Annotated in this window: 23 protein-coding genes and 1 tRNA gene; 10 read left to right on the top strand and 14 right to left on the bottom strand. The window is 59.2% G+C overall.

Features of this window, described 5'->3' with window-relative positions; all coding sequences use genetic code 11:
• The first annotated feature begins 52 nt into the window (after nt 1-52).
• Complete coding sequence (locus GGQ68_RS09475; protein WP_183965354.1) at nt 53-697, top strand: GntR family transcriptional regulator; 645 nt, start codon at nt 53-55, stop codon at nt 695-697.
• An 8-nt stretch (nt 698-705) separates the two neighbouring features.
• On the opposite strand, the gene GGQ68_RS09470 is transcribed toward GGQ68_RS09475, so the two are convergent.
• The gene (locus GGQ68_RS09470) at nt 706-2,598 is read right to left on the bottom strand and encodes a glycosyltransferase (RefSeq protein ID WP_246429319.1); all 1,893 of its coding nucleotides are present in this window, start codon (nt 2,596-2,598) and stop codon (nt 706-708) included.
• Between the two features lie 313 nt (nt 2,599-2,911).
• Nucleotides 2,912-4,060 (bottom strand): glutamine-hydrolyzing carbamoyl-phosphate synthase small subunit, encoded by a 1,149-nt coding sequence (gene carA, locus GGQ68_RS09465; RefSeq protein ID WP_183965352.1) that lies wholly within the window; start codon nt 4,058-4,060, stop codon nt 2,912-2,914.
• 188 nt (nt 4,061-4,248) lie between these two features.
• Between carA and GGQ68_RS09460 the strand changes: the two genes are divergently transcribed.
• The gene (locus GGQ68_RS09460) at nt 4,249-4,710 is read left to right on the top strand and encodes a GatB/YqeY domain-containing protein (protein WP_183965350.1); all 462 of its coding nucleotides are present in this window, start codon (nt 4,249-4,251) and stop codon (nt 4,708-4,710) included.
• Nucleotides 4,711-4,814: 104 nt separating this feature from the next.
• On the opposite strand, the gene GGQ68_RS09455 is transcribed toward GGQ68_RS09460, so the two are convergent.
• The 4 genes from GGQ68_RS09455 to ctaD all read right to left on the bottom strand — a co-directional run bounded on the left by GGQ68_RS09455 (nt 4,815) and on the right by ctaD (nt 8,658).
• Nucleotides 4,815-5,759 carry a hypothetical protein gene (locus GGQ68_RS09455; RefSeq protein WP_183965349.1) on the bottom strand — a complete coding sequence of 315 codons (945 nt, stop codon included), beginning with the start codon at nt 5,757-5,759 and terminating at the stop codon, nt 4,815-4,817.
• On the bottom strand, nt 5,759-6,253 hold the full coding sequence (locus GGQ68_RS09450; protein ID WP_183965725.1) for a DUF2244 domain-containing protein: 495 nt from the start codon (nt 6,251-6,253) through the stop codon (nt 5,759-5,761). Before GGQ68_RS09450 ends, GGQ68_RS09455 begins: the two co-directional genes overlap by 1 nt.
• Nucleotides 6,254-6,349: 96 nt before the next feature.
• Nucleotides 6,350-6,856 (bottom strand): hypothetical protein, encoded by a 507-nt coding sequence (locus GGQ68_RS09445; protein ID WP_183965348.1) that lies wholly within the window; start codon nt 6,854-6,856, stop codon nt 6,350-6,352.
• A gap of 128 nt (nt 6,857-6,984) precedes the next feature.
• The gene (ctaD, locus tag GGQ68_RS09440) at nt 6,985-8,658 is read right to left on the bottom strand and encodes a cytochrome c oxidase subunit I (protein WP_183965346.1); all 1,674 of its coding nucleotides are present in this window, start codon (nt 8,656-8,658) and stop codon (nt 6,985-6,987) included.
• 566 nt (nt 8,659-9,224) lie between these two features.
• Here ctaD and GGQ68_RS09435 point away from each other — a divergent pair.
• On the top strand, nt 9,225-9,443 hold the full coding sequence (locus tag GGQ68_RS09435; RefSeq protein ID WP_183965344.1) for a hypothetical protein: 219 nt from the start codon (nt 9,225-9,227) through the stop codon (nt 9,441-9,443).
• A gap of 39 nt (nt 9,444-9,482) precedes the next feature.
• On the opposite strand, the gene lipB is transcribed toward GGQ68_RS09435, so the two are convergent.
• A complete protein-coding gene (gene lipB, locus GGQ68_RS09430) occupies nt 9,483-10,175 on the bottom strand; it encodes a lipoyl(octanoyl) transferase LipB (RefSeq protein ID WP_343055922.1) in 693 nt (230 codons plus the stop codon).
• 173 nt (nt 10,176-10,348) lie between these two features.
• Here lipB and GGQ68_RS09425 point away from each other — a divergent pair.
• A tRNA-Leu gene (locus tag GGQ68_RS09425) sits at nt 10,349-10,435 on the top strand.
• A gap of 83 nt (nt 10,436-10,518) precedes the next feature.
• Nucleotides 10,519-11,250, top strand: a complete 732-nt coding sequence (locus GGQ68_RS09420; RefSeq protein WP_183965340.1) for a heme-dependent oxidative N-demethylase family protein — start codon at nt 10,519-10,521, stop codon at nt 11,248-11,250.
• On the opposite strand, the gene GGQ68_RS09415 is transcribed toward GGQ68_RS09420, so the two are convergent.
• The 5 genes from GGQ68_RS09415 to GGQ68_RS09395 all read right to left on the bottom strand — a co-directional run bounded on the left by GGQ68_RS09415 (nt 11,240) and on the right by GGQ68_RS09395 (nt 16,273).
• Nucleotides 11,240-12,025 carry a hypothetical protein gene (locus tag GGQ68_RS09415; RefSeq protein ID WP_183965338.1) on the bottom strand — a complete coding sequence of 262 codons (786 nt, stop codon included), beginning with the start codon at nt 12,023-12,025 and terminating at the stop codon, nt 11,240-11,242. The genes GGQ68_RS09420 and GGQ68_RS09415 overlap by 11 nt on opposite strands.
• 167 nt (nt 12,026-12,192) lie before the next feature.
• A complete protein-coding gene (locus tag GGQ68_RS09410; protein WP_246429318.1) occupies nt 12,193-12,969 on the bottom strand; it encodes a lytic murein transglycosylase in 777 nt (258 codons plus the stop codon).
• 133 nt (nt 12,970-13,102) lie between these two features.
• On the bottom strand, nt 13,103-13,837 hold the full coding sequence (locus GGQ68_RS09405; RefSeq protein ID WP_183965334.1) for a hypothetical protein: 735 nt from the start codon (nt 13,835-13,837) through the stop codon (nt 13,103-13,105).
• A 617-nt stretch (nt 13,838-14,454) separates the two neighbouring features.
• Nucleotides 14,455-15,864: a type I glutamate--ammonia ligase gene (glnA, locus tag GGQ68_RS09400; protein ID WP_183965332.1), complete on the bottom strand. Its 1,410-nt coding sequence runs from the start codon at nt 15,862-15,864 to the stop codon at nt 14,455-14,457.
• Between the two features lie 70 nt (nt 15,865-15,934).
• Nucleotides 15,935-16,273, bottom strand: a complete 339-nt coding sequence (locus tag GGQ68_RS09395) for a P-II family nitrogen regulator (RefSeq protein ID WP_183965330.1) — start codon at nt 16,271-16,273, stop codon at nt 15,935-15,937.
• Nucleotides 16,274-16,457: 184 nt separating this feature from the next.
• Between GGQ68_RS09395 and GGQ68_RS24705 the strand changes: the two genes are divergently transcribed.
• Together GGQ68_RS24705 and GGQ68_RS24700 are read left to right on the top strand one after the other, a co-directional pair.
• Nucleotides 16,458-17,174, top strand: coding sequence for an NAD(P)H-hydrate epimerase (locus GGQ68_RS24705; RefSeq protein WP_183965328.1), 717 nt, complete (start codon nt 16,458-16,460; stop codon nt 17,172-17,174).
• Between the two features lie 55 nt (nt 17,175-17,229).
• A complete protein-coding gene (locus tag GGQ68_RS24700; protein ID WP_343055907.1) occupies nt 17,230-18,087 on the top strand; it encodes an NAD(P)H-hydrate dehydratase in 858 nt (285 codons plus the stop codon).
• Nucleotides 18,088-18,121: 34 nt separating this feature from the next.
• Here the strand turns inward: GGQ68_RS24700 and GGQ68_RS09380 are convergent, their stop codons facing one another.
• Entirely contained in the window at nt 18,122-18,619 is a 498-nt protein-coding gene (locus GGQ68_RS09380) for a Hint domain-containing protein (RefSeq protein WP_183965324.1), read from the bottom strand.
• 657 nt (nt 18,620-19,276) lie between these two features.
• Between GGQ68_RS09380 and GGQ68_RS09375 the strand changes: the two genes are divergently transcribed.
• The 3 genes from GGQ68_RS09375 (at nt 19,277) to tig (ending at nt 22,180) form a co-directional block, all read left to right on the top strand.
• Nucleotides 19,277-19,669 (top strand): hypothetical protein, encoded by a 393-nt coding sequence (locus tag GGQ68_RS09375; protein WP_183965322.1) that lies wholly within the window; start codon nt 19,277-19,279, stop codon nt 19,667-19,669.
• Nucleotides 19,666-20,562, top strand: a complete 897-nt coding sequence (locus tag GGQ68_RS09370; protein WP_183965320.1) for a polysaccharide deacetylase family protein — start codon at nt 19,666-19,668, stop codon at nt 20,560-20,562. The genes GGQ68_RS09375 and GGQ68_RS09370 overlap by 4 nt, the downstream gene beginning before the upstream one ends.
• Before the next feature lie 292 nt (nt 20,563-20,854).
• Entirely contained in the window at nt 20,855-22,180 is a 1,326-nt protein-coding gene (gene tig / locus GGQ68_RS09365) for a trigger factor (RefSeq protein ID WP_183965318.1), read from the top strand.
• Nucleotides 22,181-22,294: 114 nt separating this feature from the next.
• Here tig and GGQ68_RS09360 read toward each other — a convergent pair whose 3' ends face one another.
• The gene (locus tag GGQ68_RS09360) at nt 22,295-23,659 is read right to left on the bottom strand and encodes a methyl-accepting chemotaxis protein (protein WP_183965316.1); all 1,365 of its coding nucleotides are present in this window, start codon (nt 23,657-23,659) and stop codon (nt 22,295-22,297) included.
• Nucleotides 23,660-23,792 lie beyond the last annotated feature (133 nt).

The raw sequence follows: 23,792 nt of genomic DNA, 5'->3' as shown, positions 1-23,792 counted from the left end.
GTTTGTGCCTGCGGCAAAAGGCTAGTTTACGCCGAACATTTTAGGAGACCCCATGGCCCAGCCGAAGCCCACTCAGAAGGATGCGTACACGCTGATCCTCGACGCGATCGACTCAGGAACATACCGTCCCGGCGACAGGCTGGTTGAAAGCGAACTGGCAGAGAGATTTGGCGTCTCACGCACCCCTATCCGCGAGGCGCTGCAACGGCTGGAAACCCAAAGCCTGCTGGCCCGCGACGGGCGCTCGCTGATTGTAGCCTCGCTCGATCATAACCAGATGGCGGAGCTTTATGCGGTGCGCACGGAGCTGGAAGGACTGGCCGCACGGTTGGCCGCACGGCATGCAACTGCCGAAGAGGTCCGTGTGCTCAAGGATATGGTGGAGGAGGACCGCGCCTTGATGGCCGATCCGGCCGCCTTGGCCCGGGCCAATCGGCGGTTTCACAAGATGATTCACCTTGCGTCGCACAACCGCTTCCTGGTGCAGCAGCTTGACCTTGTGCACCGCTCCATGGCTCTGATGGCCACGACCTCGCTTGCGGCGCAGGGCAGAGGTGAAATCGCCATGGCCGAGCACAGCGCAATCGTCGAAGCCATCGCCAAACGTGACGAGGCCGCCGCTTATAAAGCGTTGCGCGATCATATATCGGTGGCCTTCGTCACGCGGTTGAAGCTGGAATCCAGCGAGGGGCTCTGATCTGACACTCAGACATGGGTGTCGGGCGGAATGTCCGCGCCCTGATGGTCTGGGTCGGAATGGCCGTGCTGCGTCTTGTCCCAGTAAAACGGGCTGAACGCTGTCTCCCACAAGGCCTTGTAAACGGCGGCGGTGCCCATCGGGAAATATGCGAACATCGTCGGAACCCAATGGTAGAGCTGCGCATGTGGGCTCCGGGCGAGAGCCGCGATTCCTATGACAAAGGAAATCGCCTCCGCCGCAAGGAAAAGTCCGGTCAACGCCAGGATGCCTTCACGCGCCATGTAGCCATCCATCGGATGCGGCAGCCCTACGACGATAAGCCAAAACGACCATAGCACCGGCGCCAATGCAAATTGCAGCAAGGTGCCGAGCAGAAGGGCCTGAAGTCCAAAAAACCGCTTCGCCCCAAGGTCTTGCCAAAGCCTCTTTGGGCGTCGACTGTGCACCCACCACGTGATGCCATATCCCTTGAGCCAACGGGACCGCTGTTTGATCCACGGCCAAAAGCGATTGTTGGCTTCTTCGCGTGTGACGGAGCGGATCAGTTCTGTCTGCCAGCCATGGCGGGCCAGCCGCATCCCCAGATCGGCGTCCTCGGTCACGTTGTGCGCATCCCATCCGCGCACTTTCTCCAACGCTTCGCGGCGGAAAAAGACGGTCGTCCCGCCCAGTGGCACGGCGAAGCCCATGCGCGCCAAGCCGGGCAAAACAATGCGGAACCAGCTTGCATATTCGATGGTAAAACAGCGCGACAGCCAATTCGCGCGCGGGTTGTAGTAGTCGAGAATGCCCTGAACGCAGCCGACGTCGTGCGAGGCCTTTGAAAAATGCGACACCACGTGCTCGATCTGATCAGGCGCAGGCGCGTCCTCGGCATCATAGATCCCCACGATCTCGCCTCGGGTGAAGCGCAAGGCATAATTGAGCGCGCGGGGTTTGGTCTGGATCTCGCCTGGTGGCACCGTGATGCGCCGCATCCATGGCGGCAAGGTCGTGCGGTTCAGGGTCTGGCATGTGACCGCGTCCTCAGCTTCCAAAACTAGTACCACGTCAAGCAGCGCTTTGGGGTAAGTCAGCCGCGACAGGCGTTTGATCAGCGTCGAGGCGATTTCCTGTTCGTGAAACAATGGGACGATGATCGTGACGACGGGCGGGGTGCGCGGCAAATGAACCAGGGGCGCAGGCTCTCGTCGTGGCGCGGCTATCAGCGCGGACACCTTCAAGATCTGACTGACGAGCAGCGATCCGAGCGCCATGATCAGAGCGGCGCCAAAGAAAAGCTGTGGAACGGTTGCCAGCAGCCCAAGCGCCACAATGATCGCAACCAGAGCGATCCCGCTGGCCAGCGGACCGGCCTTGTTCAGGTCCCGACAGCTGTCCTCGGCCGGCACCCAATTTTCGGCCGCTTTCGCAAGCGCATCCCCGTGGCGACGTCCGATTTCGTCATGGATATCTGCTTCAAGCGCCAGCGCCATCATGACCGGACCCAGATCCGGGGGCAGGTCGGCCAGCATCGCATCGAACTCGTCAGGGCGGGAGGTGGCCAAGACCAGGGTTTCACCCAGCCTGACCCAAGGCAGTACCCCGTGCAGCAGGCAAAAATCTCCCGGGAGTAGACCCGCCAATGTCCCATCGGCTGGCGTCGTTGTCTTGTCCATGATCAGCGCGCCGTAGTGGCGCGCCTGTGCCTCCAGCACCTGTTGTCGTGTGGCGAGGGCCTCTGCCGTCATGACACGCGCGATAGGTTGTCCGATACGTGCGGCCTCTGCCATGGCCCCCAGCATCACACGCGGGGTGCTGGTATGGTTGTCGAGCAATATCCGGCTGACCGGCTGCCCGCGTGGGTCACCAGCTTGAGCCAGTAACGTGTATGGAAGAGGATGGACTGGATGGGTCATGAGAGGTCCCGGTTTGAACCTTCATGGTGGCGACCATCCGCTTAAAAACACCTTAACGTGTTTTGAAACGGAAGGAGAACAACCCTGTATATTTCAATGCGTTAATTGAACGCTAACGAGGCGTCGGGCTTTTAACAAAGCTTAACGGATACAATACAAGAACGTTTACATCCTATACCTGTTCTAACCTGGTTTAATCGCCTTTAAGGTGAGTTTTGGCGCAGCTTAATTTCCGAAAGAAGCTACCCGCGACTCGGTAAAGACAATCTAAACGCCCCTGCCACTTCCCAGAGTGCGGCAGGGGCGGAATACCTTATGCCATGGAGGCTGCGAAGCGTTCAAACAGGTAGAAGCTGTCCTGCGGGCCGGGGCTTGCCTCCGGGTGGTGCTGGACCGAAAACACGGGCCGATCATTCATGCGGATGCCGCAGTTCGACCCGTCAAAGAGGGACACATGGGTCTCCATAACACCGGCCGGAAGGGACTGGCTGTCCACGGCGAACCCGTGGTTCATGGAGGTGATCTCCACCTTCCCGCTTTCGACATCCTTGACCGGATGGTTGGCGCCATGGTGGCCGTGGTTCATCTTGATAGTACGTCCGCCAAGCGCCAGCGCCAGCATTTGATGGCCAAGGCAAATCCCGAAGATGGGCAGATCGGACTTTTCCAGCAAGCCTTGGATCATTGGCACCGCGTACTTTCCCGTGGCCGCCGGATCGCCGGGGCCATTGGACAGGAAAATGCCATCCGGGCTGTGGGCCATCACATCCTCATAGGTCGCAGAGGCGGGCAGTACCGTCACGTCACAACCGGCGGAGGCGAGGCACCGCAGGATGTTGCGCTTGGCACCGTAGTCGATTGCAACGACCTTGTGCTTGGCGTCCTTTTGGCGGACGTGGCCCTCCGGCCATGCCCACCGCATCTCGTCCCAGCGATAGCTCTGCGCGCAGGTGACGTCCTTGGCCAGATCCAAGCCTTCGAGACCGGAAAAGGCTCGCGCGGCTGCCACCAGCGCTTCGATATCAAAGTTGCCGTCCGGGTTATGTGCCAACGCCACGTGCGGTGCGCCCGACTGGCGGATCGCGCGCGTCAGCCGGCGGGTGTCGATCCCACCGATGGCGATGCGTCCCCTTGCCGACAACCAGTCTGAAAGTCCCTGCACAGAGCGCCAGTTGGACGGCGTTGTCGGCATCCATTTCACCACCATGCCCGCCGCGACGGGGTCGCCGGTTTCATCGTCCTCAGGATTCACGCCCACGTTGCCCACATGCGGGAAGGTGAATGTCACGACCTGACCGGCATAGGACGGGTCAGTCATGATTTCTTGGTAGCCTGTCATCGCGGTGTTGAAGCACAACTCCGCTGTGACCTGACCCGTGGCGCCGAAGCCTTGTCCGTAAAACAAGGTGCCATCGGCAAGGGCGAGGCAGGCGGTTGGCGCGGGTTTGGATGCAGCAGACATGGGCGACTCCGGTGGCAGGGGCAAATCGCGCGGAACCTAAGCCGCGCACAGTGGGCGGTCAAGAGGCGCTGTGCCTTTTGTAAATTCGTTTAATTCCAATGGGTTGTTGTGATCCGCCTTGGCTTGCGCCGACCATTGGCCTCCGGTATGTTACCAGCTTATGAAAGTCATACCGGAGATTAGGGCGCATGGAACTGCGAGATAGGGTCAATGCGGCCGTAAAGCAGGCGATGAGAGACAAGGATTCGGCACGTTTGTCGACTTTGCGTTTGATCAACGCCGCCATCAAGGACCGCGACATTGCTGCACGGGCCGACGGCAATGACAATGGTGTCGGAGAGCCGGAAGTGCTGGCGATCCTCGGCCGTATGGTCAAGCAACGCCGCGAAAGCATGAAGACCTACGAAGAAGGCGGGCGGCTGGATTTGGCTGAACGGGAGGCAAACGAGATCGTTGTGATCGAAGAGTTCCTGCCGCGCGCCTTGAACCAGGACGAAGTGTCCGCCGCTGTGGACTCTGCCGTGGCCGAAGTGGGCGCGAGCTCGATCCGGGACATGGGGCGGGTTATGGGCGTTCTGAAGACCAAATATACTGGTCAGATGGATTTTGGTGCCGTGGGGCCACTGGTGAAGGATCGCCTTTCGGCGTGACGCTCGACCGTACCTAAAATAAAAGCCCGCGAACCACGGTTTGCGGGCTTTTTCGTGCTGACTTCAGAAGGCATGCGCAGGGGAGGCCGACTTTACAGCGCGTACTACCCGGCTTTGATGGATTCTCTCTGGTCCGGCTCCTCGGGCAAGGGGAAGCCTGCGGCGATACGCGCCAGCTCCTCTGGATCCTCGATCTTGAAACGTTCGACGAAGCGCGTCTTGAAGCCAACACGACCACGCCGGGCGCCAAAGTTCTCGCCGTGGTTCAGCACATACAACACCGACGCAAAGGAAATCGGTGACAATGTACGCTGGGCCAATCGTGCGAGGTAGGGGAACATCCGGTGTTCGTGTTGGGTCATTTCCCTGAGAAACAGGGCCGACTCCGGAATGTCAGGGTCATGGGCCAGCGACGCGCAGGAGCCGCAGAGCTTCCAGAATGGTTTTTGGCCCAGCTCTTTCATCGTTGGTTGATCGGCCAGTGCAATGACGCCGGTGGAATCATCCATCACCAGACCTTGCTGAACAAGGTAGCCGCCCGGAGCCTGACGGCGCAGCATTTCTTTGACCAGCCCTTGTCGCATGAGGTCATCGGCATCGAAAGACATGACGTAGCACGGACCAGTATCGAGCCGGTCGAGCTGTTCATATAGCGCGCTCAGCTTGCGCCATTTGTCATTGCCGGGCGTCGGATCCGCGAAGGGGAGAAAGTGGATACGACGATCATCCGGCAGGTCCGGCTTTTGCTGACAGCAGATGATCGCCTGCCAGTGCGGGTCATTCTGGGCCCGCATGCAGTGAAGCGTCGCCTTCAGCCGGTCACTCACGGCTTTCCAGTCTCCCACCTGATCGGGTCCAACCAAGGGAATGAGGAACACCACCTGCTTGCGAAGGGGAGGCACCCGACCGTCCAACGCCCCGCGCAGGTCCAGCGCGGCGCGCTCGGACGCTACGGGATGCAGGCGCTCGGTCAGATCCGTCAAGCCGAGGCGCGCGGTCATCAGCAGGGCGGCGCGGCGCCATTTCGCGGTGGCAGCAGCCTGAACCATCACTTGTCCTTTACGCGACGCAGGGCGTTGGTGAGATCGGTGTATAGCACCTTGCGCTCATCCTCCGAAAGGAACGAGCCGATCTCGACCTCGCGGCCTGCGCCTTTGAGAGTCACATAATTAGGCACAGGACCGGTGGTCTCGTGCAGGGAGACGGTGACCCAATAGGTGTTCGACTCCCATTCCTGCGTCATGCCATCAGGATTGGTGCGCTGCAATCGTGTCTGTTCGGATGTGATGCTGAGAAGCTCAGTGATCTGGCGGTCACGATTGTTGCGTCGCAAGGCATAATACAGCCCGGCCGTCGCCGCCAGCAGGAAGGGAAGAAGCCCCCAGAGAAGCAAGGTGCCCAAGACACCCATCAGCGGAATCAATGCCGCGAGAAAGAAACCCAGAATCATAATGGCGAACCCCTCTGGCGACAGCGCATTATGGGGCCAGAGCTTTAGCTCTTGCCGAGGCGCGCGCGGAGGTGTTGTCCACTGGTAAGGCATGACTTTTTCTACAGCGCCAACACTTTGACGCGCAATGCCGGAGTGCATGAAGCCGGACGCAACATCGCCTCAGGCATGATTGGCAGGCGGATTGGGTCAGCGTGCATGGCTTGCGGGGCCGCGCAGCACGCGCAGGCTCAACTGGATGATCGTCAGCACTGCAAAGCCCAGCAACGCCAAACCGGATATGACGGCAATGGCCTGTTCCACACCCGACGACCAATACACGGTATTTTCGAAGTCAGCCGCGCCGCCGAGCAAATGGCGGACTTCGATTTCATGGGCGGCAAAGACGAGGTGCTCGGTCATCACACAAAGCGCCATGTTGCGCCCCAGCCGCAGTGCCCGGATCGTACGCAGACCGAAGAATACCGCCGGAAAGATGCAGAATGTGAGCGCGACGCGGGTCAAAAGCTGTCCCCGGGGGAGTGTGAACATGCTGCTTTGCGCTTCGGCCCCGATCCCTTGTGTAACCGACACCCACAGCGCGTAAAGCGCCCAGGACGTTGGCACGAGCAAAAGAAAAGTCAGTGTCCAACGCACGCCGCGGGCAAAAGCCACGAAGGGCAACGCCACAACGGCGGCAAATATCAGACTGTCCAAGGGCTATGTCCGGATTCACGGGCACGGTCCGCCTCTAAAAGTGCAGCGCGCCTTTGGGGGAGACCCCATGAGCTATATGAAAAGGCCCCGCATCAAGCGGGGCCTTCGGGTTGGCTGTCAGGCCGGGCTTAGTGCGCGTGGCTCTTGTCCCAGTCTTCCTGCTTTGGCAGCTGCTCGAAGGTGTGCTCCGGCGGCGGGGAGGGCAGGGTCCATTCCAGCGTGTCCGCGTATTCGTTCCAAGGGTTCGCTACGTTCGAAACTTTGCCCTTCATCAGCGTGTAGATCACGATGCCGAAGAACAGCAGGAACGAGGCGAAGGAGATGAACGCGCCGATCGACGAGACATAGTTCCAGGTGGCGAAGGCCTCCGGATAGTCAATGTAGCGGCGCGGCATACCCTGGCGACCCAGGAAGTGCTGCGGGAAGAAGGTCAGGTTTGCACCGATGAACATGCTCCAGAAGTGGATCTGGCCCAGACGCTCATTGATCATGCGACCGGTCATCTTCGGGAAGTAGAAGTAGATCCCCGCGAAGATGGTAAACACGGCCCCGAGGCTCATCACGTAGTGGAAGTGGGCAACCACATAGTAGGTGTCGTGGTAAGCACGGTCGACGCCCGCCTGGCTCAGCACCACGCCGGTCACGCCGCCAACGGTGAAGAGGAACAGGAAGCCAAACGCCCAGAGCATAGGCACCTTCAGGTCAATCGAGCCGCCCCACATGGTGGCAATCCAGGAGAAGATCTTTACCCCGGTTGGCACCGCAATGACCATCGTGGCCATCATGAAGTAGGACTGCTGTCGCAGCGACATGCCGACGGTGTACATGTGGTGTGCCCACACGACGAAGCCAAGCGCGCCAATGGCGATGATCGCCCAGACCATCGGCAGATAGCCAAAGATCGGCTTGCGCGAGAAGGTGGAGATCACGTGGGAGATGATACCAAAGCCAGGCACGATCACGATGTAGACCTCGGGGTGACCGAAGAACCACAGAATGTGCTGGTAGAGGATCGGGTCGCCACCGCCTGCGGGATCGAAGAAGGTCGTCCCGAAGTTCCGGTCCGTCAGCAGCATGGTGATTGCGCCGGCCAGAACGGGCAGGGACAGCAGGATCAGCCAGGATGTGACGAAGATCGACCATGCGAACAGCGGCACCTTGAACAGGGTCATGCCGGGGGCACGCATGTTCAGGAAGGTGGTGATCATGTTGATCGCACCAAGGATCGAGGACGCGCCGGAGACGTGTACCGCGAAAATGGCGAGGTCCATGGAGTAGCCGCCTTCGTTGACCGAAAGTGGCGGGTACAGAACCCAACCCACGCCGGACCCGAGCTGGCCGTTGCCGCCGGGCGATATAACGGAGGCCACCGCAAGGGTGGTGCCTGCGACATACAGCCAGAACGACAGGTTGTTCATGCGCGGAAACGCCATGTCCGGTGCACCGATCTGCAGCGGCATGAAATAGTTGCCAAAGCCGCCGAACAGCGCGGGAATCACGACGAAGAACATCATAAGGATGCCGTGGCCGGTGATCAGCACGTTCCAGAGGTGCCCGTTGGGCGTACAGTCTTCGACGGCGGCGGGCAACAAGCGCGCGCCTTCCATACACATGAATTGCACACCGGGCTCCATGAGCTCCATGCGCATGTAGACGGTGAAGGTAACGGAAATCAGGCCGGCGATCGCCGACACGATCAGATAAAGGAGCCCGATGTCCTTGTGGTTGGTCGACATGAACCAACGGGTAAAGAAGCCCCGGTTGTCTTCATGCTCGTGGCCATGAATGGCGGCGTCTGCCATTGTCTGCCTCCCTAAAGATTTCAAGACGTGGACGCGTGGAAAGAATCTTGCCGGGCGTCCGGCGATCAACTCACGTTTTAGAATGTGTCGAAGCGCGCGTCCATGCGTCGAATTGATCTGGATCAAACATTTTGTCGCACCTTCTTAAGGTGTTCTGAACAGACGGTTTTTATTTATTTTCTGCGCAGTTCGGGGCAGGCCGGTGGTCTCGATGTCACGATGCTTGGACAACAGGCTGGAAATCGGCGGTAGAAACACACTGTGTCGCGGCAGAAACATGCCGTGGCGTGCGGGCATCAAAACGCGCGTCGATGGGCGGACGTGTCAGGGTCACAGGCTGCGTCAACACAGGTGAAGGCGCCAAAGGGTGTCGTTGATCCGAAAGGGGCTGCCATCAATTCCCATGGAACCACGGTTTTGTTGCGGCGTTTATATCTTGTTAACGTCCTGAGCGCCAACATCTTGCGATGGCGCCGGAGGTCAGGCTTTCCAGACTGTCTTGGATTGCCTGACGTGCCGTAAGGTCAGGAGAAGAGCACAATATCATCCCTAGGGGGGAGGCCGATATGGCATATGTTGAACATGTTGCGGATAACGTCTTTGGAAGCGGCCTAAGGGATCGCTTGGCGCGGCTGCTGGAGACGCCATTTGACCGCCGCTACCGAGAGCGCGCGGATGCCGTCGCGTCTCTGCGCTCCAAGACAGATGCCGACCTCGCGGCCATGGGTCTGAAGCGCAGCGATATCCTAAGCCACGTCTTTTCCGGTCGCTCTGCGCGACACTGATGCTCAGTCGGCATGTGGAACTGCGTCACCAGCAGATTTTCACATTTGGTCGGAACGTCCGAACCGTTCATCGAAGGTCTGACGCAGCGCCACGTCAAGGTCATCCATATTCACAGGCAGCCCCATATCCACTAGGCTCGTCACGCCGAATTCGGTGATGCCGCATGGCACGATACCGTCGAAGTGGCTAAGATCTGGTTCAACGTTTATGGAAATGCCGTGGAAGCTCACCCACTTCCGGAGGCGTATGCCGATGGCCGCGATCTTGTCCTCAGCCGTTTTTCCGGTCACCGTCCTTGGGCGATCTGGGCGTTCGATCCAGACGCCGACGCGCCCCTCGCGAATGTGTCCGGTCAGTCCAAATTGACCCAGGGTGTCGATCACCCAACCTTCCAACTCCTGAACGAAGCGTCGGACATCCTTGCCATGCCGATTGAGGTCTAGCATCACGTAGACGACGCGCTGACCCGGCCCATGGTAGGTGTACTGCCCGCCTCGCCGGGTGGCGTAGACGGGAAACCGATCCGGGTCCCGCAGATCCTCGGCCTTGGCAGAGGTGCCCGCAGTATATAACGGAGGATGTTCCAGCAGCCAGATGCACTCGTCGGCCTCGCTTCGTGCGATGGCATCGGCCCGCGCTTCCATAAACGCGAGCGCCTCAGGATAGGGGGTAAGCCCGTCGGAAATCTTCCATTCCATGGGATAGCAGCCTCTCGTAGACGATGTACCGATGCGTGGTGTCGTCAGATCTACTGAGCCGACGGCACAAGCGCAACCGGCCCCTGAAATGACGCTAACAGTAAGCCGATACGGGATTTGGAGAAATCTTCTCCGCGGGGCGATTTTTTCTCTTCACATCACCGAATTGCTGTTCTATACGCCGCCTACCCAAGCTGGGACAGAGTGCGGTCGTGGCGGAATTGGTAGACGCGCAGCGTTGAGGTCGCTGTGGGGTAACTCCCGTGGAAGTTCGAGTCTTCTCGACCGCACCATTCAAAAATCGCTCCTTCGGGGGCGATTTTTTGTTTTAGATCTAGTGCTTGCTCCTGCCGTGCGGATCGGTCAGCGTGACCTTATGATCCTGCAAGACACCATCCCCTATGATGTTTCGACCTTGGCTCGACTTCCGGGCGTTGCACCTTTTGACATGGCAAACTGGTTGCATGTGGATGAGGCATATGCGGCGCAGATGGACGAGCGGTTGCGCCTGCTGCGCACCTCCCGCGACCGTGTCCTGCGACTGGATGATACCGCGCGGCCAGCGGCCGTAGAGGCGTTGCGCATGGTCCTGGCGCATCTTCCGATGGGATTCGCTCAAAACGTCGGGTGGGTGCGCTGTCCAGATGGGCGCCACGTCGCGCTGAACTGGGAGGATCCGCTTGGCACCCTGTGCCAGATCGTTCAGGAAGACATCTGCATTCTGGAAAAGCGTGGCGGGGCAGAGCACGTGCTCACTGGCGCGGTCCTGTGCTTTCCGGCGAGCTGGACACTTGCCGAGAAATACATGCGGCCGCTGACCCGTATCCACGCGCCCGTTGCGTCATATGACTCTGCGTTGGCCAAACGGGTGCAACGCTTATTTGACGGGGTGCAGCCGGGCAAACCGCTTTGGCGACATAATGTATTGCGCTATGCTGACCCAGCCTTGCATCAACCGCGACTTGAGGCGGACCCGCGCGACGGAGATCATCCTGAAGCGGCGCCGTTCATACGCAGTGAACGTCAGTGTCTTCTGCGATTGCCCGACACGGACGCGGTGATATTTTCAATCCACACCTATGTGACACGCAGCCAAGTTAATGAATGATCTGGTTCAGCACGCCACCCAGCCGATCAGCATTGTAAAGGGCGGTAAAAAGTGCCGTGATTGCAAGAGCCTGACTAACGAGGCGCAGATTCATGTCGCGTCCAAATGAAACAATGTAGATGAACGCGGCCAATGTGAAATAGATCACGCCGATAATCCCGGTGACCAAGTGGCCCGTCACATTCCGGCGCTGGTCTACTGGTTCCCGCGCCAATAGATTGATCCGATACTGCGCCAAGCGGTCAGTCATTTTTGGCCGCTCATTGACAGGGAGCGGCTTGGGCGCGCCATAAAGCGACTCAAGCATCTTAGCCGTCATTTGCTCGTTATCGAACAGATCGTCTGCCATCTCCTCGTCCACCTCCTGCAAGCGGCGGGGGGACACATAGGACCGCAGGCGGATGAAATCATCGCGGTCCAGCAGAACATCAGGTGAGTACCATTCTATGATGTCGGCGTCGCAATGAGCGAGGCAGGCCAGCACCACGTCCGATAGGATATTGGCGGCACGCTCGTCTTCGGGAATGGCGCCGTTCCTGGTAATGATCTCGATCAGAACACGGGGGCCGTAATCGCTGTCTTCTTCGGGAGTGACAATGATACCAAAGCGACGGCCAAACGCTCTGTTTCCATGGGCTAAGCGATGAACGGCTGCACCCGGCACAGCATCCAGTTGATCAAGCACCTTTGCGGCGGTGTCCAGATACGGAACAGGGTCGAGATCTGTGGCGTCTGGCAAAATCAAACCGGCATAAGGGTACTCGATGGGCTGCATGGGAACTCCTCACGGCGGTTGAAGCCCGCGTTAGCCAAAGAGTGCCTCACAAAAATGGTTCGATTTAGACAAAACTGTGCAAATTTGCGCGCATTTTCTACACAGATGAAGCCGAAAAATGGCCGCCCAAGGGGAATGACCGGAGGCTAGGCTCCGGTCAAAACCTGTCAGCCGCCGACTTGTTGCGCCGCGTACGAAATCGCGCGCTGGTAGTTGCCGCTGTCGTTCCATGCAGACAGCGCACGGAAATTAGCTGTGCCCTCACCGAAGGGCTGCCCCGCTTGCCACCCGTTTTGCCGCAAAAGATTTGCGGCAGAGGCAAGTGCATCTGCGGCATTGTACGGATCGGCCCGACCATCGCCGTTGGCATCCACGCCGTAACGCATCCAGTTGCCTGCCAGAAACTGCATATGGCCCAACTCGCCGGACGGGCCACCTTGCGTGTTGGCCGTGATCAGGCCTTTGTCGACCAGCATCAGCGCGGCTTCTGCGTGTGGCTCAAAACGCGGATGACGGCGGCAGTAGGAGGACAGCGTCATGGCCCCATCGACGATGCTGGTTTTGCCGAGGTAGCCGCCCCAAGACGTTTCCAGACCCCAGATCACGGCCAGTACCGATCCCGGAACGCCGTAGCGTTGCTCAATGGAATTAAAGAGCTGCGCGTTGCGATCTCGCCGTGACCGCGCGGAGTTCACAAAGGCCTGGGCGGAGCCTCCAGTGCGTTTTGCCAAAAACGTGGAGGCGTCGCTGTAGGACACACCTGTCTGCGAGGAGGGCTGCGATTCAAAACGCCAAGTGATAGAGGACAGGCTTGCGTTCTGCAGCGCCTGAAGACCGCGTTGGCCGACGCCTGCGCGCTGCGCCTGTTGAGCGAAGTTGCTTTTGTAGGAGCCGAAGGCGTCCTTGCTTGTGATGCAATTGGCGGCCAACACGGGGGTGGCCATTAGTAGGCTGGTACAGATTGATAAGGCGAAACGGCGCATCAAGGACTCCGGCTGTGAAAGCTTCATTAACCGAAGAGTAGCGCCCGACCATCACGCCGCCAAGGGGTGTGCGTGCTTTCCGCAAGGGCAGGAGTCAGGTGATCTGGAGCGCGCCGCTGCCTATCACCAGGGCGGTAATCGTGGTCACCAGTGACGCCGCACGCAATTCCGCGCTGTTCGGCCCAGCGGAGCCCGCCTCGAGCCGCGGACGCTTTTCCTGCATATCCTCCCGCATCTGAGCAATTTCTGCTTTATTGGGCGCGCGGCGAAGTTCCGTCTTCATGAAGGTCTCAAAAGTCTGAACATGAGCGTCGAAATATCGATCCGTGGCGCGCGGCCGTGCGGTCGGCGCCTCCTGACGGGACGGACGGCGCGGTGTCAGCGAGGGTGTGCTGCGGGTGACGCGGCGCGGTGAGATGGCGGTTCCGGACCGCGCACCTTTCGAAGCCGTTCCGAATTGCGCCGCAAGACCGGCAAGAAAGGCCTCCCTCGGAATGCGCGCCTTCGTCCCGTTCCAGATAACGAATTGGGCTTCGGTGTCCCTCAGCATGGCAAAGGCCACTGGGGCAAGCCGCAAGGCCTCGGCGGCGGTGTCCGAAACGTCAGGCAATGACAGAGACAATGTTACGACGATCTCGTCGCCCGGGCGCGACAGCGAAAGATCGAGTTGGAGACCCGGTGCCTCAAACCTCAGGGAGGACAGGGACGCATCTATGATCTGACCGGCCTCCACATCCGGGCTGCGCAGACTGTGCCGTACAATGTCCAACAGTCGCGGCAGGGCGACTGCCTGCTGGTCCTCGAAAACGAACTGTACGGATGCTGTCATGGTCTGAACTTCCCTGGCAGGCGATGCATGTTTGCTAAGGCTCACAGTGCCATCTGACTTGGGAAGAAAGTTGGCCAAATATGTACTGACTTTGACACCTGCGGCGAAATTGGCCGCAATCGGTGCGATACGGCCGTAGTTGCCAGTGAATGTGTCGAGAATGTCTGGAACGCGAAGTCTGAGGCGGGATTTAGACATCCTTGTCCCAGGTCGTGAACAGACTGTTCCGGGCCAAAATGGCGCGCACGCTTAAATATCGCTTGGCTGTGACGTGGTGGCGGGTCCAGTAGTCCGCAGAGCGGGCGGGACTAGCACCAGCGCATCCGGTGGCTGGCCAACTTCTGCCTCAAACTTCAAGACATCAGAACGAGTTTCGGATCTGGGCCGCTGAGTGCAGCTGATTTGGAAGCTCTGAGGCATGGCCTGGGCGTCTTCGCCATGCTGCTGAGGGATACAGTCTTATGTCTTGGATATTCTGCAAACGTCAGCGGGGCTGAAATGTCGGCATTTTGCGGGCAGGTCTTGCACTTAGACCATCAAAACGAAACCCGCTCCGCCGCATGAGAAAAGGGGCACCTCGAAAGGCGCCCCTCGTAATTGTCCAAGACTTGTCGCGATCAGCAGGAGTAGTACATGCCGAACTCGACCGGGTGCGGCGTGTGCTCGTACAGTTCGATTTCTTCCATCTTCAGAGCGATGTAGCCGTCAATCTGGTCCTTGGTGAACACGTCGCCTGCCAGCAGGTACTCGTGGTCTGCCTCCAGCTCGCTCATGGCCTCACGCAGCGATCCGCAAACGGTCGGAATGCCTTCCAGCTCTTCCGGCGGCAGATCGTAGAGGTTCTTGTCCATGGCTTCGCCGGGGTGGATCTTGTTCTTGATCCCGTCGAGGCCGGCCATCAGCAGGGCCGAGAAGCACAGGTAGGGGTTCGCCGACGGGTCGGGGAAGCGTGCTTCGACGCGCTTGGCTTTCGGGGACTGGGTCCATGGAATACGCACACAGCCAGAGCGGTTGGACGCGGAGTAGGCGCGCAGAACAGGTGCTTCGAACCCGGGGATCAAACGCTTGTAGGAGTTCGTCGACGGGTTGGTGAAGGCGTTCAGCGATTTCGCATGCTTCAGGATCCCACCGATGAAGAACAGGGCTTCGTCGGAGAGATCCGCGTATTTGTCGCCTGCGAAGAGCGGCTTGCCGTCCTTCCAGATGGACATGTTGCAGTGCATGCCTGTGCCGTTGTCGCCGTAGATCGGCTTGGGCATGAAGGTTGCGGTCTTGCCATACGCCTGTGCGACGTTGTGGATGACGTACTTGTACTTTTGCAGTTCGTCAGCCTGCTTGGTCAGCGTGCCGAAGATCAGGCCCAGCTCGTGCTGGCAGGACGCCACTTCGTGGTGGTGCTTGTCGACCTTCATGCCGAGGCGCTTCATGGTGGACAGCATCTCGGAGCGAATGTCCTGACCATCGTCGATCGGGTTGACCGGGAAGTAGCCGCCCTTGATCCCCGGACGGTGGCCGGTGTTGCCCATCTCGTATTCGGTGTCGGTGTTCCACGACGCGTCGAGCGCGTCGACTTCATAGGAAACCTTGTTGATCGAGTTCGAGAAGCGCACATCGTCGAACAGGAAGAATTCAGCTTCCGGACCCCAGTAGGACACATCGCCCACGCCGGAGGACTTCAGATAAGCTTCGGCCTTCTCGGCGGTGCCACGCGGGTCACGCTCGTAGGATTCGCCGGTATCGGGTTCGACCACGGAGCAGTGAATGCAGATGGTCTTTTCCGCGTAGAAGGGATCGACGTAGACGGAAGACGGATCGGGCATCAGCTTCATGTCGGAGGCTTCAATGGACTTCCAGCCCGCGATGGAGGAGCCGTCGAACATAAAGCCTTCTTCGAGGAAGTCTTCGTCAACAAGATCGGACACCACGGTCACGTGCTGCAGCTTGCCGCGGGGGTCCGTGAAACGGATGTCGACGTAGGCTGCGTCCTCGTCCTTGATCAGCTTCAGAACGTCTGCGTTGGTTGTCATTCTATACAGTCCTTCTCTATCAGAAATTCAGTATTCTTGGCACGAGGGGCGGCCCCCCGTGCAGGTCGGCTTACAGCGCGTCCGAGCCGGATTCACCGGTGCGGATGCGGATAGCCTGTTCGATGGTCGAGACAAAGATCTTGCCGTCGCCGATCTTGTCGGTCTTTGCGGCACCAACGATCGACTCGATGGCCGCATCGACCTGATCGTCGTCAAGCACGATCTCGATTTTCACTTTGGGCAGGAAATCCACCACATATTCTGCGCCACGGTAGAGTTCCGTGTGGCCTTTCTGACGACCGAAGCCTTTGACTTCGACAACAGACAAGCCTTGAATGCCGGCATCTTGCAAAGCTTCTTTAACTTCATCCAGCTTGAATGGCTTGATGATCGCTTCGATCTTTTTCATGAGGTGGCCCCCTTCGCTTCCCGTGTCGGTCATCGGCAGATCACTTCTGTTCCGCCGTCACAATCAGGTAGGGTCAGCGCGATGGGAGTCGCAATGATGAATTAGCAGGCGGGTTCTATTTTTTCATCTGTTTGCGTAAAAAATGGGCGAAAATGAATCGCGGTTCTGTCTAAAGGGGGCGACAATGTCTGAGACAGTGACAGCAGCGCAGATGAAAGCAGTCGAGCAGGCTGCGATGCAATCGGGGCGGGTATCCGGGCGCGCACTGATGGAGCGGGCAGGCGCGGGCGTGGTGCGGGCGATTTCTGACCGTTGGCCGCATCTGCAGGGCGCGGCGGCGCGTGTGCCAGCGGCAGGCGCTCCTCTTAATGCCGAAAGCACCCCGATAGATGCCATAGTTCTCTGCGGTCCCGGCAACAACGGCGGTGACGGCTATGTCATTGCGCGGTTGCTGGCGGAGAAACGGTGGCGGGTTTTTGTGTCCAATTTCGGGGACATCAGTGCATTGCCGCCCGATGCGAAGGCAAATTATGACTTGTGGGCGAGGCACGCGCCGGTGGTTCCCATGACGAGTAAAGCGCTCTGCGATGCGGTCGATGACGCGGCGGAGCGCGTGGTGATTGTCGATGCGCTCTTTGGCATCGGTCAGCGTGCCCCGATGGATGAGCCGCTCGCGCCGTTCAACGCGATGATTCAGTATATTTCCAATCAGGTCTCCGGGCGTGCGCCGTCTTTTGTCGCTGTCGATTTGCCCACCGGATATGACGCGGATACGGGCGATGCTTTGGCTGACCGGCCTGCACCAGCGGATCTGATCGTTACGTTCCACGCCCGTAAGCCCTGTCACGACAGCCCGAACCTCGCGGATGCGACGTTGACGATCGTCGATATCGGTTTGTAAGGCTTTCCCGCTACATCTTTTCCAGACTGCCATGATCCAAGGAGGCGCTGTTTTCATGTCCACACCCGAGACCCGACCAGAGGGCTTGTCGGCGCTCCTCGGCAAGCGCCCAGAGCAGCACAAATATGACCATGGCCACGCAGTGATTGTCGGTGGCCCACCGGGGCAGGGCGGGGCAGCGCGGCTGGCGGCGCGCGGGGCTTTGCGTGTGGGGGCCGGGTTGGTGACGCTGGGGTGTCCTTTGCGTGCCGTCACGGAAAACGCGGTTCAGCTGAACGCAATCATGGTGCGCGGCCTCGACGGTACTGCGGGCTTGGCGGAGATGCTGGAAGACGGGCGTATCACTGCGGTGTGCCTGGGGCCCGGGCTGGGGCTTGGGCCTGCCACGGCGGAACTGGTCAAGACCACCCTGCGGGCGAAGCGGGGCACCATTCTGGACGCCGATGCGCTGTCCCGGTTCCAGCGCGCTCCACAGGCGTTGTTCGATATGTTGCACGATCACGTTGTACTGACACCACATGCCGGTGAATTCGCGCGGCTTTTTCCCGACATTGCAAAGCGTCACAAGGCTGGAGAGGTCTCTAAACTGGACGCCACGCGAGAAGCCGCAGTGCGCGCCGGCAGCGTCGTGTTGTTCAAGGGGTCAGAAACAGTGATCGCCGCGCCGGATGGGCGTCATGCGATACAGACTGCGGAGGGCGACCGCGCCGCGCCATGGCTGGCGACGGCCGGGGCAGGGGATGTGTTGGCCGGGATGATCGTGGGCCTTCTGGCGCGCGGGTTGGACCCGTTGCGCGCCGCAGAGGTCGGGGCATGGCTGCATGTTGAAGCCGCGCGCAGCTTCGGCCCCGGGCTTATCGCAGAAGATTTGCCTGAGGCGCTGCCACAAGTTTTCCGCCAAATCGGCCTGTGACGTGAGGGGGGTCGCCCTCACGCCACCCACTTTATCAGGTGTGCGCGGTAACCTGTGCATTTGCCGCCAGCTCCAGCCCGTCGGCGTAGATGATTTGCGGCACGTCAAACACCAGTTCAAACAGATGCAGTTGCTTTAGCCCGAGCGGCTTGATGAATGTGCCATCGATCATGCGCGCCACCGGCACCAATGCCTGGGAGGCACCGAACAACGCACTGGCCCGCCAGTCGTGAACGAGAATTTCCTGCGCCGCGCAAAGCACGGCATCGCGTTCTGGCTTGTGATTGCCAAGCGTGCTGGCCTTGATGCCGACCGTTGCGACCTCACGCTGAAACGGGCGCAAGGCCACCAAACGAGCAACGCTGGAACCGCGCGTGATCACACGGTCACCTGCGCTTAGGTATTCGACAGGCAATAGCCCATCGAGCGTAAGGACTGTCGTCCCCAAGGGAAGTGCGTTGAGAGCCTGATCGGGCGTAAGATGGCGCGCGGGCAGGCACCCCGCAGCCTGCGAAGCTTGTTCGTTTTTCATGGGTGGCGTCCTGCTCTGGTTGCCTTAGGTTTTTCCATAGGGTGTTTTACGCGCGGGGTGTTGTCACGGATTTTTTACGTTTGATGCGAATCAGGCTGCGAAGTGATTCATTTGAGTCACGCCCTGGCCCACTGCCGAGACTTCGAAAAAAGTGTCTCCCGCAAACAAGAGGTTTTACTCTGTCCGCTGCGATCGGCCGAAATGACACCCTGCACGCCACCCGGCGCGAGGGACTTGCGTTCTGACCTCGCTGGACCGGATTGCGTCCCCGACGTCGGATCGCCCCGTCGCTTCGCGGAACAGGTCTGTGCCGTGCGCTGCTGGCCAATGGATCGTTCGCAAACCGCGCTGCTTCAAACCAACATCTGGGCCCAGCAGTTCGGGATCTTATACTCCATCGACGCTCTGCCACATTATGCAGCAAGTTCTCGAATAAGGCGCTACCTTATTGAGATAAGAAGAAAAGACCGAAGCATAAACCACCGCCGCCGCTTGCAAGACCGCAAATCTGTCGCTTAATCACCGCAACACGATGCGGCGGAGGCTTTCTTGGTTCAGTGACCGGGTGTTCCGGCTCTCTGACGGCGCACGCTTGCTGTCTGGCGCCCATCTTCTGGCCAATACTAAGACAAGGTCCCGTCAATGCAGCATGATTCATTGAGCCACAGAAGTGAGGCCGTCGATCCAAACTGCGCATTGTCGATGACGCCGGTTCCCAAAGCGGTGTCTCCATATGTGCGCACGGACTACGGCACGGGTCTCACTGGTGCGCGGTTGTTCTCCTCTTGCGAAGGGCGCGCCGCGGTCCAGACCAAGCGAGAGGAAACAATCCGACGCACCGGTGCGGCCATCAACACAAGCACAAATGAGGAGCGGTTTTCCAAATCCGGCTATCTCTCCGCGGCGTGGCTGGATGACATGCCGTTTGGGATCAAGCGATATAATGGCATCTTCAAGCTCAGCGATGGTCTTACACTCGAAACGCAGGCCTCGAACGAAAAAGCCGAGGTTCTGGCGCATGCGTTCAGGCCGGCCGAGGCTTCGTCATGAGCCTCCCGGGACATGGCCGATATGAGTACGTGCCGATCACCCGGCGCCCAAAGATCCTCTGGCCGGGAGAAAAACGGCTTGCGGTCTACATCGGGCTTAACCTCGAACACTTCTCGTTCGGCGAAGGCTTGGGGGCAGAACTTGCTCCGGGTGGGCCGCAACCTGACGTTCTGAACTATGCCTGGCGCGATTACGGCAACCGGGTGGGCGCGTGGCGCATGCTGGACCTCCTGGATGAGCTCGATATGCCGGCGACGATCTTGGCCAACAGTGCCATGTACGACTATGCGCCCGACCTCTTGGCCGCATTCCGGACCCGTGGAGATGAGATCGCGGGACACGGGCGCACCAACTCCGAACGTCAAAGCACAATGACCGAGGCGCAGGAGCGCGCCATGATCACAGAGGCCACCCAGACCCTGCTCAAAGCCGAGGGGACACCGCCAAAGGGGTGGCTCAGCCCCTGGATTGCAGAATCCCCTGTCACACCCGATCTGCTGGTGGAGGCGGGCTATTCCTATACGCTCAACTGGTGCATGGATGATCAGCCAGTCTGGATGAAGACCCGTGCAGGCCCGCTTCTGAGCGTGCCTTATCCGCAGGAATTGAACGACATTCCCGCCATTGTCGCGAGAAAAGACAGCGCATCCGAATTTGCAGATATGATCATCGACACCTGCGACGAGATGCTGCAGCAGTCCGCAAACCAGAGCCTCGTAATGGGGATCGCTCTGCACCCTTACATCGTCGGCCAACCCTTTCGCCTCCGTCATCTGCGGCGTGCTCTTGCCCATGTCGCCAGCAGGCGGGATGAGATCTGGCTGACGCAGGCCGCAGAGATCGCCAGCCACTGGACAAGGACGATGCCGCCAGAAGGCGATCATCTACTTTGAATGGCATCAGACGTTTCGAGGCCCGACGGTCATGATTTCGACTTCCGCAATGCTTGGCACCGGCGGAGCCACCTCGGCATCATGATCAAGAATGCGACCACGTTTGCCAACCGATGGACCGGCGTGGCGGCTGCCGTGATCAGTGTGCGCTGACGGAGCGTGCCAATGCGCCCCGCTGCCCCTGCCAAACTTGCGCCAAATCGTCTTGCACTGCTGTGTTTCGGGCAATAGAAGGTGCCAAATTCAATTGCGCCCCCATTGTGGGGCGCGTCTTCATTCGAGGGAAGATACGATGCAGGTCACCGAGACGCTGAACGAAGGCCTCAAGCGCGGCTACGCCATCACCGTGACGGCGGCCGAACTGGACGATAAGGTCACCGAGAAACTCAAAGAGGCGCAGCCTGATGTTGAGATGAAGGGTTTCCGCAAGGGCAAGGTGCCCATGGCGCTGCTCAAAAAGCAGTTCGGCCCCCGTGTCATGGGTGAAACCATGCAGGAAACCATCGACGGTGCCATGAACGAGCACTTCGAAAAATCGGGCGACCGCCCCGCCATGCAGCCCGAGGTCAAGATGACCAACGAGGACTGGAAAGAGGGCGACGACGTTCAGGTCGAAATGTCTTACGAAAAGTTGCCGGAAATTCCCGAGGTCGATCTTTCTGGTGTGAAGCTGGAAAAGCTGGTCGTTAAGGCAGACGACGAATCTGTTGATGAGGCGTTGCAGAACCTTGCGTCCACCGCACAGGATTTCGAAGCCAAGGACGGCGCAGCCGAAGATGGCGACCAGGTCGTGTTCGACTTCCTCGGCAAAGTTGACGGCGAAGCGTTCGACGGCGGCGCCGCAGAAGATTACCCGCTAGTGCTGGGCTCCGGCTCCTTCATCCCCGGCTTCGAAGAGCAACTGGTTGGCGTGACCGCTGGCGAAGAAAAAAACGTCGAAGTTTCCTTCCCTGAAGAATATGGCGCAGAGAACCTGGCAGGCAAAGCCGCCGTGTTCGAATGCAAAATCAAGGAAGTGAAAGCGCCGAAGGCCGCAGAGGTCGACGACGAACTGGCAAAGAAATTTGGCGCGGAAGATCTTGAAGGTCTGAAAGGTCAGATCCGTGAGCGTCTCGAAGCCGAATACGTCGGTGCCGCACGTCAGGTGATGAAGCGCCGCCTGCTGGACGAGCTGGATACACTGGTGTCCTTTGATCTGCCGCCGTCGCTGGTCGAGGCCGAAGCCGGCCAGATCGCGCACCAGCTGTGGCACGAGGAAAACCCGGAAGTGGAAGGTCACGACCATCCGGAAATCACCCCGACCGAAGAGCACAACAAGCTGGCCGAGCGCCGCGTGCGCCTCGGTCTGCTCCTCGCAGAGCTGGGTCAGAAGGCAGAGGTCGAAGTGACCGACGCAGAGATGACACAGGCGATCATGAACCAGGCGCGCCAGTATCCTGGACAAGAACGCGCGTTCTTTGATTTCGTGCGTCAGAACCAGCAGATGCAGCAGCAGCTGCGTGCGCCGATCTTCGAAGACAAAGTGATCGATCACATCGCCGAGCAGGCGCAAGTGACCGAGACCGAAGTCTCCAAAGATGATCTTCAGAAAGCCGTCGAAGAGCTCGACGAAGAGTAATCTTCGAGCGGTCGGCAAGCCGCCGATAAATAGAATCCAGCGAAGGGCCATCCGAAAGGGTGGCCCTTTTGCGTGGCGGCACTTCGCCCGAGACGTTCAATTCTGAAACAGGTCTCAGCCCGCTTTGCTGTACTCGCCGACGGGAAATGCCGGCGCCTCCGCACCGCTGACTGAACCGGTGACGGAGAAGTGGGAAATTTCGCCAACCAAGGTTTCCGCCTCGCGTGCGAGCAGCATGCCTGAGTCATTGACCTCGTTCACCGTGGCAGCGTTCTGCTGAGTTGCCTGGTCCAACTGGCTAACCGCGACGTTGATCTCCTTGAGGACGTCGGACTGCATCTGAAGGTTCGAAGCAATGTGCTGCACGCTTCTGGAAATGGTGTTCACACCGGTGAATACGGACTCGAATTCCTTGGCGGCACGGCCAACGAGCGTAGATCCATCCTTCACATTTTGAGAGCTGGATTGGATCAGGGACTTGATCTCGGAGGCGGACTCGGAACTGCGCTGCGCAAGGCCGCGCACTTCGGAGGCGACCACGGCAAAGCCCCGTCCCGAATCGCCTGCGCGTGCGGCTTCGACCCCGGCGTTAAGCGCCAACAGATTTGTCTGGAAGGCGATTCCCTCAATGACGGAGATAATCTCCCCGATCTGATCAGAAGAAGACTCGATCTTTTCCATGGCCTCCGTCAGGTTCGCGACCAATTCACGACCTGTTTCGGCAGTCTGACTGGTTGCATCTGCGGTGGTTTTTACCGACTTGGCTTCCTCTGCCGCGCTGTTTGCGGTCGAGGACAGTTCCTCAATGGCGGCGGCGGTTTCCTCAAGGGTCGCGGCTGTCGTCTCGGTCCTTTGGCTCAGGCCGATCGTCGTGGACTGAATGCCCTGCGATGCGGTGTACACCGTATCAGAGACCTTCTTCACGTTCTCGACCAGCGCCGACAAGTTTTCCATTGTGTCGTTGAAGGCCTCACCCAAAACCACGAGTTCCGGCACTGACGAGCGCGTGACGCGCATGCTGAGATCGCCACTGCTCAGCGCATTCAGTCCCTTTTCAATCTCGTTGATTGTGTTCTGTCGATCGGTGACATCGGATGCGATCTTGATCACACGGCGGACGATACCGTTCTGGTCGCGCACAGGACAGTAGGTGGCCAGAATGTAGATCGGCTCGCCATCCTTCCGAATTCTCTTATATTGGCTGGTAAATGGCTCACCGGCCTCAAGTTTTTGCCAGAACTCGGCGTATTCCTCGGATTTGGCGTAGTCCTCGTCCACAAACATCCTGTGATGCTCGCCCTCGACCTCGTTGGCACTGTAGCCAAGCGCAGAGAGAAAGTTCTCGTTTGCGAACAACACCTCCCCATCGGGCTTGAAGTGGATGACGGCCTGGGTAGCGTCAACCACATCGAGCAGGTCAGGTTTTTCGTAACGCCGTCCAATCCCCTCTACGGGGGGGGTCTTTCGGAAAAAGGCCATGTTGATCGCTCCAGAGGTCCTCGCTTAGGACGATCCTTAACGGCCGAATGTTACCAAAGGATATTTGGACAAAGGTTATATCGCGCGACTTCTAGGTAATTCGTGACACGAAAAGGCCGCCTCCGAAGGGAGA

This window comes from Sagittula marina (assembly GCF_014196795.1).
GTDB lineage: Bacteria > Pseudomonadota > Alphaproteobacteria > Rhodobacterales > Rhodobacteraceae > Sagittula > Sagittula marina.
This window is presented reverse-complemented; position numbering and strand designations above follow the sequence as displayed.

Bases quoted from the DNA above. Each gene is read 5' to 3' on its own strand.
- GGQ68_RS09410 (WP_246429318.1), bottom strand. From the start codon at position 12,969: ATGGCCACCCCCGTGTTGGCCGCCAATTGCATCACAAGCAAGGACGCC.
- GGQ68_RS09455 (WP_183965349.1), bottom strand. From the start codon at position 5,759: ATGGTTCAGGCTGCTGCCACCGCGAAATGGCGCCGCGCCGCCCTGCTG.
- GGQ68_RS09370 (WP_183965320.1), top strand. From the start codon at position 19,666: ATGAGCCTCCCGGGACATGGCCGATATGAGTACGTGCCGATCACCCGG.
- GGQ68_RS09435 (WP_183965344.1), top strand. From the start codon at position 9,225: ATGGCATATGTTGAACATGTTGCGGATAACGTCTTTGGAAGCGGCCTA.
- GGQ68_RS24700 (WP_343055907.1), top strand. From the start codon at position 17,230: ATGTCCACACCCGAGACCCGACCAGAGGGCTTGTCGGCGCTCCTCGGC.
- GGQ68_RS09450 (WP_183965725.1), bottom strand. From the start codon at position 6,253: ATGCCTTACCAGTGGACAACACCTCCGCGCGCGCCTCGGCAAGAGCTA.
- GGQ68_RS09380 (WP_183965324.1), bottom strand. From the start codon at position 18,619: ATGAAAAACGAACAAGCTTCGCAGGCTGCGGGGTGCCTGCCCGCGCGC.
- glnA (WP_183965332.1), bottom strand. From the start codon at position 15,864: ATGACAACCAACGCAGACGTTCTGAAGCTGATCAAGGACGAGGACGCA.
- GGQ68_RS09405 (WP_183965334.1), bottom strand. From the start codon at position 13,837: ATGACAGCATCCGTACAGTTCGTTTTCGAGGACCAGCAGGCAGTCGCC.
- tig (WP_183965318.1), top strand. From the start codon at position 20,855: ATGCAGGTCACCGAGACGCTGAACGAAGGCCTCAAGCGCGGCTACGCC.
- GGQ68_RS09360 (WP_183965316.1), bottom strand. From the start codon at position 23,659: ATGGCCTTTTTCCGAAAGACCCCCCCCGTAGAGGGGATTGGACGGCGT.
- GGQ68_RS09420 (WP_183965340.1), top strand. From the start codon at position 10,519: ATGATCCTGCAAGACACCATCCCCTATGATGTTTCGACCTTGGCTCGA.
- GGQ68_RS09460 (WP_183965350.1), top strand. From the start codon at position 4,249: ATGGAACTGCGAGATAGGGTCAATGCGGCCGTAAAGCAGGCGATGAGA.
- GGQ68_RS09415 (WP_183965338.1), bottom strand. From the start codon at position 12,025: ATGCAGCCCATCGAGTACCCTTATGCCGGTTTGATTTTGCCAGACGCC.
- GGQ68_RS09395 (WP_183965330.1), bottom strand. From the start codon at position 16,273: ATGAAAAAGATCGAAGCGATCATCAAGCCATTCAAGCTGGATGAAGTT.
- GGQ68_RS24705 (WP_183965328.1), top strand. From the start codon at position 16,458: ATGTCTGAGACAGTGACAGCAGCGCAGATGAAAGCAGTCGAGCAGGCT.
- GGQ68_RS09475 (WP_183965354.1), top strand. From the start codon at position 53: ATGGCCCAGCCGAAGCCCACTCAGAAGGATGCGTACACGCTGATCCTC.
- GGQ68_RS09470 (WP_246429319.1), bottom strand. From the start codon at position 2,598: ATGACCCATCCAGTCCATCCTCTTCCATACACGTTACTGGCTCAAGCT.
- carA (WP_183965352.1), bottom strand. From the start codon at position 4,060: ATGTCTGCTGCATCCAAACCCGCGCCAACCGCCTGCCTCGCCCTTGCC.
- ctaD (WP_183965346.1), bottom strand. From the start codon at position 8,658: ATGGCAGACGCCGCCATTCATGGCCACGAGCATGAAGACAACCGGGGC.